Annotated in this window: 14 protein-coding genes; 2 read left to right on the top strand and 12 right to left on the bottom strand. The window is 60.2% G+C overall.

Annotated elements, in window-relative coordinates; genetic code table 11:
* Positions 1-4 precede the first annotated feature (4 nt).
* From AB4Z13_RS10595 to AB4Z13_RS10605, 3 genes are read right to left on the bottom strand one after another with little or no spacing between them, the layout of a single operon-like run.
* Positions 5-1,108 (bottom strand): imelysin family protein, encoded by a 1,104-nt coding sequence (locus AB4Z13_RS10595; protein WP_442205978.1) that lies wholly within the window; start codon positions 1,106-1,108, stop codon positions 5-7.
* A complete protein-coding gene (locus AB4Z13_RS10600) occupies positions 1,108-2,646 on the bottom strand; it encodes a di-heme oxidoreductase family protein (RefSeq protein ID WP_439017109.1) in 1,539 nt (512 codons plus the stop codon). The genes AB4Z13_RS10595 and AB4Z13_RS10600 overlap by 1 nt, the downstream gene beginning before the upstream one ends.
* Before the next feature lie 47 nt (positions 2,647-2,693).
* Positions 2,694-3,971 (bottom strand): imelysin family protein, encoded by a 1,278-nt coding sequence (locus AB4Z13_RS10605; protein WP_439017110.1) that lies wholly within the window; start codon positions 3,969-3,971, stop codon positions 2,694-2,696.
* A gap of 231 nt (positions 3,972-4,202) precedes the next feature.
* Here AB4Z13_RS10605 and AB4Z13_RS10610 point away from each other — a divergent pair, with 231 nt between their 5' ends.
* Positions 4,203-4,712: an HPP family protein gene (locus AB4Z13_RS10610; RefSeq protein ID WP_113321750.1), complete on the top strand. Its 510-nt coding sequence runs from the start codon at positions 4,203-4,205 to the stop codon at positions 4,710-4,712.
* Between the two features lie 3 nt (positions 4,713-4,715).
* Here AB4Z13_RS10610 and AB4Z13_RS10615 read toward each other — a convergent pair whose 3' ends face one another.
* From AB4Z13_RS10615 to AB4Z13_RS10635, 5 genes are all read right to left on the bottom strand, one after another.
* Complete coding sequence (locus tag AB4Z13_RS10615) at positions 4,716-6,005, bottom strand: RsmB/NOP family class I SAM-dependent RNA methyltransferase (protein WP_439017111.1); 1,290 nt, start codon at positions 6,003-6,005, stop codon at positions 4,716-4,718.
* A 167-nt stretch (positions 6,006-6,172) separates the two neighbouring features.
* Entirely contained in the window at positions 6,173-6,535 is a 363-nt protein-coding gene (locus AB4Z13_RS10620) for a septal ring lytic transglycosylase RlpA family protein (protein WP_037070615.1), read from the bottom strand.
* Positions 6,536-6,944: 409 nt separating this feature from the next.
* Positions 6,945-7,814 (bottom strand): SDR family oxidoreductase, encoded by an 870-nt coding sequence (locus AB4Z13_RS10625; RefSeq protein ID WP_439017299.1) that lies wholly within the window; start codon positions 7,812-7,814, stop codon positions 6,945-6,947.
* A complete protein-coding gene (gene queG / locus AB4Z13_RS10630) occupies positions 7,814-8,974 on the bottom strand; it encodes a tRNA epoxyqueuosine(34) reductase QueG (protein WP_439017112.1) in 1,161 nt (386 codons plus the stop codon). The genes AB4Z13_RS10625 and queG overlap by 1 nt, the downstream gene beginning before the upstream one ends.
* Positions 8,975-8,986: 12 nt before the next feature.
* Positions 8,987-9,679 carry a glutathione S-transferase family protein gene (locus AB4Z13_RS10635; protein WP_192728435.1) on the bottom strand — a complete coding sequence of 231 codons (693 nt, stop codon included), beginning with the start codon at positions 9,677-9,679 and terminating at the stop codon, positions 8,987-8,989.
* A gap of 278 nt (positions 9,680-9,957) precedes the next feature.
* Between AB4Z13_RS10635 and AB4Z13_RS10640 the strand changes: the two genes are divergently transcribed.
* Positions 9,958-10,755, top strand: coding sequence for an undecaprenyl-diphosphate phosphatase (locus AB4Z13_RS10640; protein WP_439017113.1), 798 nt, complete (start codon positions 9,958-9,960; stop codon positions 10,753-10,755).
* Positions 10,756-10,838: 83 nt separating this feature from the next.
* Here AB4Z13_RS10640 and AB4Z13_RS10645 read toward each other — a convergent pair whose 3' ends face one another.
* From AB4Z13_RS10645 to pyrF, 4 genes are all read right to left on the bottom strand, one after another.
* Positions 10,839-10,991, bottom strand: a complete 153-nt coding sequence (locus AB4Z13_RS10645; RefSeq protein WP_007813451.1) for a hypothetical protein — start codon at positions 10,989-10,991, stop codon at positions 10,839-10,841.
* A gap of 285 nt (positions 10,992-11,276) precedes the next feature.
* Positions 11,277-12,257 carry a complex I NDUFA9 subunit family protein gene (locus tag AB4Z13_RS10650; protein ID WP_439017114.1) on the bottom strand — a complete coding sequence of 327 codons (981 nt, stop codon included), beginning with the start codon at positions 12,255-12,257 and terminating at the stop codon, positions 11,277-11,279.
* A 110-nt stretch (positions 12,258-12,367) separates the two neighbouring features.
* Positions 12,368-12,655 (bottom strand): DUF1330 domain-containing protein, encoded by a 288-nt coding sequence (locus AB4Z13_RS10655; protein WP_007813455.1) that lies wholly within the window; start codon positions 12,653-12,655, stop codon positions 12,368-12,370.
* 25 nt (positions 12,656-12,680) lie between these two features.
* A complete protein-coding gene (pyrF, locus tag AB4Z13_RS10660; RefSeq protein WP_439017115.1) occupies positions 12,681-13,388 on the bottom strand; it encodes an orotidine-5'-phosphate decarboxylase in 708 nt (235 codons plus the stop codon).
* Positions 13,389-13,390: the final 2 nt, after the last annotated feature.

Here is a 13,390-nt window from a genome sequence, read left to right on the forward strand (position 1 = left end):
CGGCTCAGTCTCCGTCCGAGAAGGAGAAGCCGGCCGACAGGCCGATTGCCGCTCCATACTGATCGCTGATCGTGGTGATGAGATCGCGGCTTTCGGTCAGCAACGTATCGAGCTTGGCCCTTTCCGCATCGCTGACCGCGACTTCGATATCCGGGTTCAGCTTCGAGACGCCGTCGATGATCGTCTTCAGCTTAGCGTCGATTGAATCGGCAACCGCCTTCTTCTCTGGCGGCAGCAGTTCGGCCATGCCGGCCTTCTGCCAGAGCGTACGGATGCCCTCGAGATTGGCGGCCATCGATTTCCAGGTGTTCTTCGAACGCCAGTAAATCGCCATGCGCGGGCGAGCGGGCGTATCCTTGCCCTTGTAGAACTGCTCCAACCGCTGGTCGCGGACATTCTCGGCGCCGTGGACGAGGATGCCGAGCAGCGCGGTGACGGCTTCCTTGTTGTCCATGAAATCGTCGCTCTGCGGGCCGGGATGTTTCCAGCTCGCCTGCACACCGTCAGGCTTCTCCCAGGCGGCGACCACCTCGCCGGCCTCGCGCTGGATATTACCGGCGACGGCCTGGCCGTAGAGGCAGCGGAAGCCGCCCTTCTGCTTGATGAGGTCGTCGGAGCCGTTGCCATATAGCTCATATTCGAGTGCGGTCAGGCCCTGCAGCGCCACACTCTTGCCGGCAATGGCATCGACGGTCGCGTCCTTCGGATCGGCCTTGGCGATCAGCGCCTGAACCTGCTTGAGGCCGACGCCCTTGCGATCGGGATAGAAGAGGATGTGTTCGAAGAGATTGTCTTGGATGACCGGGCCGGTCTGCACGATCTCGATCGTCGACCAGTAACGGATCACATCGTCGAATGCTGACTTGGCGCGGTCGAGCGTCTGCTGCGTCCCGGAGGCGCAGAGATCGTTCATGGCCGTCGTCAGGCGCGCGGATGATTGCTGCATATTGCGATAGCCGGGGCGGATGACCTCGTCGACAGCGCGCTGCATGACTGAAGGCACAGCATCCTCGTTGAGGCCCGAAGCGGGTGGTGCGGCGCTCTGGGCGGCAGCCGATGTGGCAAGGCCGGTCAAAGCGAGGCAAAGCAGGGTGTGCCAGGGGCGCATCAAAGTGACTCCAGGAATGTAATCAGGGCCTCTCTATCCTCTTTTGACAGCGAGGAGAATGCGCTACGGGCTTTTTCAGCTTCGCCGCCATGCCAGAGAATTGCTTCGGTGAGATTTCTGGCGCGGCCGTCATGCAGGAAGAAGCTGTGTCCGCTGACAGTCCGGGTCAGTCCTATACCCCATAGCGGCGGCGTGCGCCATTCACGTCCACCGGCCAGTCCTACTTGCTGTCCGTCGGCCAGGCCATCGCCCATGTTGTGCAGCAGGAAATCGGAATAGGGCCAGATGAGCTGGAAGGATTGGGCCTTCTCAGCCGTATCGCGGCGGGTGACGAACTTCGGCACGTGGCAGGAAATACAGCCGGATTCGTAGAAAAGCTGCTTGCCGCGCAGGGTCCCGGCAAAACTTGCTTTGCGGCGCGACGGCACGGCGAGGTTCTCGGAATAGAAGGTAACGAGATCGAGCACCGGTCCTGGTGCCTCCTCATTGCCGAGCCGTTTTTGCACGCCATCAGGCATGGCGAGGCACTTTGTCTCGGCCGCGGTGCAGTCGCCATCAGCGTTTGGCGCATCCGGCGTCGAGATGCCGATATCGGTGGAGAAGGCATCCGCACTCTGGTCGCGAACTGTGGCATTTTGCGCTTTCCAGCCGAAACGGCCGAGTGCGATCTGGCCGGTGCGATGATCGCGCACGATCGCGGCCCTACCGGAAATGCCATCATGATCGAGATCATCAGGATCGGCATGGGCCAGAATATCGGCCTCGGGAATTGCTTCGATCAGCCCGAGGCCGATCATCGGCGGGGCGACGCGCGCCGAGATCGTTGTCGCCGGGTCGAGCGGGCCGTAGGCGAGGTCTTTGACGGAATAGGCCGGCTTGCGCAGCTTCACCGTTTCGCCGCCGGCAAGCGTGATCGTCTCTTCGGTGTAGGTGACCGCGACCTTGCCCTCGGCGGCAAGTCCTGGAACGGCGAGATCCTGAAGCTGGTGGCCGTAAACCGGATCGGGGAAATTGACGACATCGGCGTCGGCGATCGCTTTTTCTTCCTCAAGTGTCTTTGCCGCACGGGCCACGCGCAGGACCATCGAGGTAGCGCTCGGACCGCCATCCGGTGGTTTGCCGCGGCCGTCATTGGCATGACAACTCATGCAGGAGCGGGCATTGAAGAGCGGACCAAGCCCATCGGATGCCTGCGTCGAGGAGGGCGCGGAAACCCAGAGCTTGCGGAAGAGCGCATTGCCGAGCCGAAAATTCTGCTCTTCCTCGAAAGGGATATTGGCCGAGATGTGCGAGAAACTGTCTTCGGTGACCGGATCGATAGAGGTTGCCGCACCCGCCTGCATCGCCTCGTAGGGTTCGGCCTTGGTGAAATCGCCGGTCGGCCGCGTGACATCGACGACGCGCTTCAAATCCGCATCGGAAAGATCGGTACGTCCAGTCGGAAGATCGAAACTACCGGCAATAGCGACGGGAAGTCCGGCGAGCAGAGCGCAGAAAGCTGCGCTGACAAAGAGACGTCTGGCCGGGTTATGCGACATTTCAAGGGTCCGGGCCACTCCGGTTTCGGAGCGGCCCGCCTTTTTGCTTATTTGAAGACAGCGTTAGGATTATCCAGGCTGTCGGAACCTTCAAGCTCGACGGTGCCGAGGTCAAGTGCGGCAATAACGCGCTGGACCGACTTCGTCTGGTCGATGAGACCGTCGATGGCGGCCTGAACGACGGCGTTGCCTTCCTTGTTGCCCTCGCCGATCATCTGATCGTACTTCTCGACCGTCTCGCCGCGCTTGGCCATAGCGTGCATGGCATCCAGCGTCTTGTTGAGCTTGCCGGTCATCTCGGCGTCCAGAGCCTTATCCTTGGCGACGACGAGGTCGTGCAGTGACGGGCCGGTCAGCTTGGTGCCGTCGACGCGGGTATATTCGCCCGTATAGGCAGCAGCGATGCCGATCGCGTCGTTCAGATGCGAATTGTAGGTATTGTCCGAGAAGCAATCATGTTCTTCTTCCGGATCGTGCAGCAGCAGGCCGAGCTTCATGCGCTCGCCGGCCAGTTCACCATAGGAGAGCGAACCCATACCCGTCAGGATGGCGACGAGGCCAGCCTTCGGATCGGCTTCGACGTGCTTCGTCGCTTCGCCACCCGGCGCCCAGTCATCGGTCATTTCCTGCAGGTCGGAAACAAGCAGCGTGGAAGCCGACTTCAGATATTCGGCGCGACGGTCGCAATTGCCGTGCGTGCAATTCTTGAGATCATAGTCAGTAGCAGGACGCTCGCCGGCGCCTGGTCCCGTGCCATGCAGATCCTGGCCCCAGAGCAGGAATTCGATGGCGTGGTAGCCGGTCGCGACGTTGGCTTCGATACCGCCGGCCTCGGCAAGCGTACCGGAGAGGAATTCCGGCGTCAGCTTGGAGGCGTCGACATCCTTGCCGTCAATCTTGATCGTCTTGTTGGCGATGACGTTTGCGACATAGAGGGAGTTCTCGTCGCTTTCCGTACCATAGGAGGGATCGACGTAGTCGATCAGGCCTTCGTCGAGCGGCCATGCGTTGACCTTGCCTTCCCAGTCGTCGACAACAGGGTTGCCGAAGCGATAGACTTCCGTCTGCTGATAGGGAACGCGTGCCTTGATCCAGGCATCCCTGGCGGCCTTCAGCGTCGCATCATCAGGCGACTTCAGAAACGCGTCGATGGCCGCGTCGAGCGCCTTGGCTGTTGTCAGCGAATCTTCATACTTGGCATGCGCGACCTCGGCGTAATGCTTCACGACAGCGGCTGCGTCGGTTGCCGCATACGCGGGAAGGGCGAGCAGGGCGGCGGGGGCAATCGCCAGCGCAGCTGCTCGGAATGTGCGGTTGAGCTTCATAATCCTCTCCTGTGACGGATTTCCGTCTGAATCCGGCATTCGTCTCTTCGCCCAAAAGCAAACTGGTGTCAAACACTCTAGTTTGGAATGGTTTTAAGGATGGATTTCCGCGAGGAGCCTGTCTATTTGAAAAGCATTTGCTTGAAAATTCAGCAAGAGGCGCGCTATTAATTGCGCACCCTGCTTAATCCTTCATCCGATCCTCCTGAACACCTCATCCGACCGGCCTTCATGCGTCATCACATCAGGCATTTCATTCATCGCCACGAGCCGAAGGGCGCGTTCCATGCGCATCTGAAGTCCGGAATTGGTGCCGTCATCGGCATGGTTTCGGTCGGCATCCTTGCTGTTACGACAGGCATTCCGCTGCTGATTGCGCCCTTCGGCGCAACGGCGGTGCTGATCTTTGGGCAGCCGAAGAGCCCGCTCGCCCAGCCGGCAAATGTCATTGGTGGTTACGTTCTTGCTGCGGCGGTCGGCGCCGCAGCCGCTTTCTTCTTTCCGGGTCTCTGGTGGGTCGCGGCAATCGCCGTCGGTATCGCAATCGCCGGCATGCTGGCGCTGAGGGTCACGCATCCGCCGGCAGGCGCCGTGCCGCTTGTTGCTCTCGGCTCGCATCTCGGCGGATTGACGCTTTTTGCAGTCGTCCTGTTCGGCGGCGTCCTGCTGGTCGCGATCGCCGTCGTGCATCACTTCATCCCACCGCGGCATCAATATCCGCTGCGGGCGCCGTCGCCGTAAGGCTCAGCCTGTTCTTTTGAGGCGGCAGAAGAAGAAGCCGTCCGTATCCGTCGAGGCCGGCGTCAGCGTGATCGTCTTGCCGTCGGAAGAGCGTGGGCGCGTCCCATCCTTGCCGAACAGGCTGTCCCAAGCGGGCAGGGCGCTGACGATTTCGAAGTCGCTGTTGTCGGTGGCAAAGCGCCGCACCTGTTCTTCGTTCTCCTGCGGTAGCACCGAGCAGGTAACGTAGATCAGTTCGCCGCCGGGGCGCACGAAGCTGCGCGCCTGCGTCAGCGCGTCCTGCTGCTGGGCAGTGCGCTCGTCGAGGTTCTTGGCCGTCAGTCGCCATTTCGTATCCGGGCGCCGGCGCCACGTGCCTGTGCCGGTGCAGGGCGCGTCGACTAGCACCTTATCGCAGCGGTCGCGCAGGCTGGTCAGGCCTCTGATATCGTCATGGACCTGGACATTGCGTGTGCCGGCGCGCTTCAGCCGCTCGATGATCGGCGCAAGCCGCTTGCGGTCGGCATCATAGGCATGGACCTGGCCCTTGTTATGCATCGCAGCCGCCATGGCGAGCGTCTTGCCGCCGCCGCCGGCACAATAATCCAGCACCTGCTCGCCATCCCCAGGCAAAACCAGATCCGCAACGATCTGCGATCCCTCGTCCTGAACTTCAAACCAGCCTTTCTGGAATGAAAGCTCGGCCGTCACGTTGGGCAAACGTGAGGCACCCTCGCCGGCGGGAATCCGGATGCCGTAGCGTGCGATCTTCGCCTCATTGGCGCCGGCGCGTTCCAGCGCCTTGACGGCCTTTTCGCGGGTGGCCTTCAGGATATTGGCACGCAGATCAAGCGTCGGGCGTCCAGCGAGCGCCTGGGCCTCGGAAAGCCATTCGTCGCCGAAAGCCTGTTCGAAGGAGGATTGCACCCATTCTGGAATATCGCCCTGAACATGCGGGGCTGCGTCGGAAAGAGAGCGGCTCGTAAAGGCCGCGAGTGCGTCGGCCGAAAGCGGCGTCGGCGCGAACTTGTCGTCAGCAAGTTCGGCGGCCAGCGTTTCGGGCGTGAAACCCCATTGGCGGAACATGACGGCATGGGCAATGGCAACGGCGCTGTCGTCGTCCATCAGATAGGCATGGGACAGTCGCATGCGCAGCGCATCGTAGACAATGTTGCCGATCGCCGCCCTGTCGCCGGAACCGGCGAAACGGTGAGCGAGGCCCCAGTCCTTCAGCGCATCGGCGACAGGCCTTTTACGGGCATCGATATCAGCCAGAACCGAAATCGCCCCTTCGAGGCGGCCGCCCAAACGCATTCAAACTTCTCCTGTTGCCTTGGCTAGTGAACGATCCGCGCGGAAAGAGCCTCAGGAAGCCTGATGGCGGGGCAGATTGTTTACAAGTCTCAACCGCGTGGTTACCCGCGATTGACGGCAAGAGCAAGCGCCGCATCCGGCGCAGGGATTTTGCGGAGGACGTAGCCTCAGCTCATGACTTCGTAGCAAACCTTCGCAGTACCTGTGGAGACCATGCCGATATTCTGGGCAGCAGCGCGTGACAGGTCGAGTACGCGACCGCGGATGAACGGACCACGATCATTGATGCGAACGACGACGCTGCGGCCGTTGTTGCGGTTGGTGACCTTCACCTTGGTGCCGAACGCCAGAGAGCGATGTGCGGCAGTATAGATGGCCGGGTTCATGCGTTCCCCGGAAGCAGTTTTGGAGCGAAGTGCGTACCACGAAGCACCGCCACATCCGTTAGCAGCAAATCCTTCCGCCGGGAGGATGAAAGAGCAGGCTGCAATGGCTGCGGTAGTGATTAGAGAACGGCAGATTTTCTTCAAAACGGATTGTCCCTCAACTATTGAACTTGCGCCTTCACAGGCGGTGGGGCTTCAATCCGGGGAAAAGTGGCGAAAAAGTGCCGATCGCGATCACGGAACGTTACAGCTTGTAACATTTGTGATTCTGGTAACATTGCGGTAGCAGGACACCGCTTTGACGAATTGTGGAAAAAACCTAATGAAATCAGCTAAAATCCGAACGATTTTTTCGGGAAAGCGGTAAACATTTGATGGCCGCCGGAAATCACAAAAAATTTTTGCTCATACCGCCATATTTGCTGCCACATTTGCGCAAATTTAGAGGCCGTTAACCATAATGCGGAGCGAAATTCGCGTCGCTAAAATAAGAAAGTAGGAAATTTCTACTCTTTTTGAATTATAGCCCTCTCACCCGAGTGGGAGGGTATCGTCAGCCCCGCCACCCCTCATTTTGCCAGAGCTGGGCGAGCGACATCGGATAGTTCGGGAAGGCAAAACGGAAGCCCGTGGCCTTCAGTTTGGCATTGGAAACCCGCTTATTCTCTCCATAAAAGGAGCGGGCCATGGGCGTCATCTCGGCCGTCTCGAAAGATTGCTCTGGCGGCGGTGCGACGCCCATCAGGCGGGCGGCTTCGACGATGACATCCTGCGGCGGGCCGGGCTGGTCGTCGGTGACATTATAGATGCCACCGAGCGCATGCTCTGACAAAAAGCGGGTGGAAGCGCCGATGTCCTCCACGCGGATGCGGTTGAAGACCTGGTCCTTCTTGATGATGCGGCGCGCCGTGCCGCGATCCAGATTAATGAAGGCGTTGCGTCCTGGTCCGTAAATGCCGGAAAGACGCAATATTGCGGCCGGTACGTCGCGGGCACGTCCGAGCGCAAGCCAGGCGTCCTCAGCGTCCAGACGTTCCTTGGAGCGGCCGGAGACCGGCACACAAGGGGTTTCCTCGGTCACCCAGGAGCCTTTGTGGTCGCCATAGACGCCGACCGTGGAGAGATAGCCGATCCATTGCAGCTTCGGCAGAAGCACCGTGCTGTCTTTGCCGAGCAATGCAAGCAGCGGATCGGCATCGCGCGGAGCGATCGACTGCACGAGATGCGTAACGCCGGCCATCGCCGCACGCAGATCGTCGCTCAGGGTTTCGCCGTCGAAGATGAAGGCTTCGATCCCGGATCTCCGCAGCTCTTCCGCCTTTTCCTCCGAACGGGTCGTGCCGGAGATGCGCATGCCGCTGTCACCAAAGGCTCTGGCGATCGCCGTACCGGAATAACCGCAGCCAAAGATCATCACATGCATCAGCTTACCCCCGCCAGTCGCCATTCGTTGAGGACTTCTTCGTCCGACTCATTTTCCCTTTGTGCGGCAAAGGCTTCGAATTCACCAGCCTCCATGAGCCGCGACAGTGCCCAAACTGCCATGCCGCGCACGACAGGAGAGGCATCGGCGGCGAGCGCACGACATTGCTCGATCAGGCTACGATCGCCGGAATTGCCGGCAGCGATCAGCACATTACGAATGAAGCGGTCACGCCCGATGCGCTTGACCGGAGAACCGCTGAAGAACGTACGGAAGGTTGGGTCGTCGAGGGTCAAAAGGAAGACGATCGAAGGTTCCTTCAGATCCTCACGCGCCTTCAGCTTCATTTCCGACGCTTCGTTTGCGAACTTGTTCCAGGGGCATGCGGCAAGACAATCGTCGCAGCCGTAAATGCGGTTGCCGATCAGCGGCCTGAACTCGGGATCGATCGGCCCCTTATGCTCGATCGTCAGATACGAAATGCAGCGGCGCGCATCGATCTGGTAGGGCGCAGGAAAGGCAGCCGTCGGGCAGGCATCGAGGCAGGCGCGGCAGGAGCCGCAATGATCGGCCTCCGAGGCATCTATATTGAGATCGGCAGTCGTGAACATCGAGCCGAGGAAAAGCCAGGAGCCATGCTCGCGGCTGACGAGATTGGTGTGTTTGCCCTGCCAGCCGAGACCGGCCGCCGCGGCCAGCGGCTTTTCCATGACGGGTGCGGTATCGACGAAGACCTTCACGTCTGCGCCAGCCTTGGCTGCGAAGCGCGTGGCGATCTCTTTCAGTCGGCCCTTCATGACGTCATGATAGTCGCGGTTGCGGGCGTAGACGGAGATTGCCGCCCTATCCTTCCTGTCGAGAATGCCGCGAGGATCCTCGTCCGGCCCGTAATTGAGGCCGAAGACGGCAACAGAGCGCACATCGCTCCAGAGCGTGCGCGGATCGCCGCGACGCTCGCGCGTTTCCGCCATCCATTCCATTGTTCCATGCCGGCCGGCATCGATGAATTGGCCGAGTCGCTGCTTTGCGTCAGGGATCGAATCCGGACGGGTGACACGACAGAGATCGAAGCCGAGAGCGGCCGATTCCCTCTTCAGGAAGGCGGTCAAATTGTCGCGGCGCTTCCGCTCCTTAATATCTTCGGTTTTCGGTTCGGGCATCAAACGCCCTCGTCAGAAATCCAGGTCGGCGTAATGGGAAACCGGCGTCAGACCGCGCACGCGCTCGGTGAGCAGCGGACGGAAGGAGGGGCGCGATTTCAGCCGCTGGTACCAGTCCTTGGCGAGCGGCGATTCCGACCAGTCGATCTCGCCGAGATAATCGAGAATAGAGATCGAGGCTGCAGCGGCAAGATCGGCATAGCTCATCCGCTCGCCGGCGAGCCATTGGCGCGAGCCGGCGAGCCAGGTGAGATAACGCATGTGTTGGCGGATATTCGCGCGTGCCGTGCGTAACATCTTGGAATCCGGGGCGCCGCCGCCCTGGTCGGCCGTCATTTGCAGCTTGTAGACGCGCTCGCGCGCCAGCGGCTTGGTGACGTCGTTTTCCATCTTTTGCATGAACCATTCCGTCAGGCGACGGATTTCCGCGCGCTGGAACGGATCTTCGGCGAGCAGCCTGCGGTCGCGCTTCAGCACGCCATGCGTCTCGTCGAGATATTCCGAAATCACCGTCGCGCCGCAGAGTGCACGCATGCTGTCGTCCACATAGACGGGCAGCGTGCCAGCCGGGTTGAGCGCCAGGAAGTCGCGGCGTTTCTCCCAGGTCTGTTCTTCGATCAGCTCTGCCTGATAGCCGTATTCCGCCAGAATGAGCCTGACGAAGCGAGACGCGGACGACATGGGATGATGATAAAGCGTGGGCATCGATACTCGGACTTTTGATTGTTGTGCATGGGTTCAGGGGCGCCCCGATTATACCGCCCTAGTCATGACTCATTAGTTGAAGCTATAGGAGCTTGGCCCCTTCAATACAAGCGAATCGGGTCACACCTGCCTGACAAGGGACAAAACATGGCTGCCTGAACGATCGCAACTCCCCGCTCGCCTTTTCTTGCCTCCCGCTCTGGCGAATGATGATTGTGCAGTGCAATATAGCCTGACCGCCATTCCAGTCCGACCGAACCCCAAACCGGAGACACTTTATGGACTACATAAACTCTATAATTCTGGGCATTATAGAAGGGATCACAGAGTTCCTGCCGATTTCGAGCACCGGCCATCTGATCATTGCGGAGCAGTGGCTCGGCGCCCGTAGCGACACCTTCAACATCGTCATTCAGGCAGGAGCGATCCTCGCCGTTACGATCATCTACTGGCGTCGTCTGCTCGATCTGCTGCTTGGCTGGCGCGATCCGCAAAACCGCGATTATGCCTTTAAGCTGATTGTCGCCTTTCTGATAACGGCGGTTCTCGGACTGTTGGTCAAGAAGCTCGGTTTCGAACTGCCTGAGAACGCAACGCCGGTTGCCTGGGCGCTGATCATCGGCGGTATCTGGATGATCTTTGCCGAATGGGCTGCCGCCCGCCGCCCGCCGAGCACTCAGATCACCTGGCTCGTCGCCATTCTTGTGGGCATTGCCCAGGTCGTTGCCGGCGTCTTCCCCGGAACGTCCCGCTCGGGTGCCACGATTTTCGTCGCCATGCTGGCGGGTACGGCTAACCGCGCCGCGGCAACCGAATTTGCCTTCCTCGTCGGCATTCCGACCATGTATGCGGCAAGCGCCTTTTCGCTGCTGAAAACCTTCAAGGATGGCGGTGCGGCAAACGAGGACTGGACCGCGCTCGGTATTGCCTTCGTCGTTTCCACAATTGTCGCCTTCGTCGCCGTCAAGTGGCTGCTGGCCTATATCAGGAGCAACCGTTTCACGGTATTTGCGATCTATCGCATCATTCTGGGTGTTGTGCTGCTCGGCATGGCGATGGCCGGCATGATCAACTGAATGACCGGACACGCGAGTGAGCGATATATATCGCTCACCCCGAGAGAAAAGATGAAGCCGGTTCGAAAGGACCGGCTTTTCTGTTAGTGGGTGATGGAGGCCGTTGAGCAGGGATCGACGCCGTAAGCCGGCGAGCAACTGCCCTTCACCGCTGCGACGGAGCCCGGCGCAATGAAGGAGCCTGCGAGGATTACCAGTGCCGCACACGCAAAAAGAAGCGCGATTGACTTACCCATCAGAAATAGCCTTTCACAGTGATTGCCGCACGCCTGCGAGGCGCCTTGAGTCTGTCTGGAGACGCGCGGGGGTGTTTAGTCAGTGGAATAGCAAATAGCAATAAATGTTCCTGCTAAATTTGGTGTTAATTCCACTAAATTTCCTATGCGTCTTTTATGCAACGTCACACAACATGAGATGCAGCGTAACACGCCAGGCTTGTGCCGGATTGGCGCCTCGCGAAAATGGAAAACGCCGCCCGCGAAAGCTCGCGAACGGCGTTTGAATTGTCTTCTATCGATTGATCAGGCAGCTTTGCCGGAGCCGGTATACTGGCCGTGCGGACGATACTGCACGAGGTAGGAGTCGAGCACCGAAGTCGCCATCGTCGGCGTGATGCCAAGGCCCTTCAGCGTGCGGCCCTCGGCTTCGGCTTCATTGGAAACGACGTTGTCGTGCTTGAGAAGCTTGACCTGGTCCGGCGTGATCGGCGGCGCGATGAACGGCACGAGCGAGGCGATGCTGCCAATCAGCGATGCGATGCTGAAGGGCAGGGAAACGAGCCGATTATTGCGTACCGTAACCTTGAGTATGGTTTCGAGACATTCGCGGAAGGTAAGGACCTCAGGACCGCCGAGCTCATAGATCTTGCCGCCTTCGACCTTGCCGTCGACGGCACGGGCAACGGCCTCTGCGACATCCTCGACATACACGGGCTGGAACTTCGTCTTGCCGCCGCCGACGAGCGGAAGGACCGGGAACGTACGCGCCATATCGGCGAACTTGTTGAAGAAGCTGTCCTCCGGGCCGAAGACGACAGACGGACGGAAGATCACCGCATCCGGCTTGATCGACAGGATGGCGGCTTCCGCGCGGCCTTTGGTACGGCCGTAGTTGGAGTTCGAACCGGCGTTGGCGCCAATGGCGGAAATGTGGGTCAACGTTGCGCCGGCATTGCGGGCGGCTTCCGCCACAGCACGACCGCCGAACTCCTGCACGGCGTCGAAGGTGTTGCGGCCGCTCTCGAAGAGAATACCAACGCAGTTGATGACATGGTCGGCGCCTTCGACAGCCCGGTCGATCGAGTTGCGGTAGCGCAGGTTGGCCTGGACCAAAGAGATCTGGCCGACATTGCCGAGCGGCTGCAGGAAGCCGGCAAGGTCAGGGCGGCGCACGGCAACGCGGATGCGATAGCCACGCTTGGCGAGCACACGCACGACATGTCTGCCGATGAAGCCGGACCCTCCGAACACGGTAACGAGCGGCGGCAGGTTGGCAAGGGTCATGGCAGGCTCCTCGAAAGGCTTTGGAATGCTGTGATTGTTTTCGTCTTAGCCGAATACCGACGCGACGAAAAGGGCCATCGCGCCGCAGTTCTTACCCGTTCGAAACTGGCTCAGACGCCTTCGACCACGACCATTTCCGCATCAGCCACCTCATGGCGGATTTTTGCGGCGGCCTGGTATTCCGGCGAATTATAGCAGTCGACGGCATGCTGCATCGAGGGAAATTCGATAACGACGTTGCGGGCGCGCGCCTTGCCTTCAAGCTCGGTGATCGCGCCGCCGCGGGCGAGGAAGTTCGCGCCGTACTTCTCGAAGGCAGGCTTTGCGGTTGCAACGTAATCCTTGTAGCGCTCGAGGTCGCGCACATCGACGCGAGCAATCCAGTATCCCTTGGGCATTTTTATCTCCCCTTCAGCGGATGTGTCAGCGATTCGCCGGCCAGAGTGCGGCGACCATTTCATTGAGGATTGCGCGAGCCGCTTCCCGCGGCTCCGGCGCCTTGACGATCGGCCGGGCGACGACGAGATGGGTGGAACCGGCCTTCAGTGCATCCGAAGGCGTCATGACCCGCTTCTGATCGCCCCTCTCGGCGCCTGTCGGGCGGATGCCTGGGGTGACGATCGCCATGTCAGGTCCGACAATCTCGCGGACGCTGGCGGACTCCTCGGCAGAGCAGACGATACCGCCCATCCCGGCAATGCGCGCCTGTTCCGCACGCCGCGCGACCAATGTTTTCGGATCGTACTGATAGCCGGCCTGGACGAGGTCATCGGCGTCCATCGAGGTCAGCACCGTAACGCCAAGCAGACAGAGGCTGGAGCCCTTGGCCGCTTCGACGGCGGCCTTCATCGCTTTCGGATAGGCATGCAGCGTCAGCATCGACATGCCCATCTTGGCGATGTTCTCGACACCGGATGCGACCGTGTTGTCGATGTCGAGCAGCTTCATGTCGAGGAAGATCTTCTTGCCGCTGGCCGCGAGATCGCGGGCAAATTCCAGCCCGCCGGCAAAAACGAGCTGATAGCCGATCTTGTAGAAGAGAATGTCGTCGCCGAGCGTGGAAACCAATCTTTCCGCTTCGCCAATCGTTGGAACATCAAGCCCGACGATCAACCGCTCGCGTGCGTCCATCT

Origin of the sequence: Rhizobium sp. YAF28 (assembly GCF_052113285.1) — a bacterium.
GTDB lineage: Bacteria > Pseudomonadota > Alphaproteobacteria > Rhizobiales > Rhizobiaceae > Rhizobium.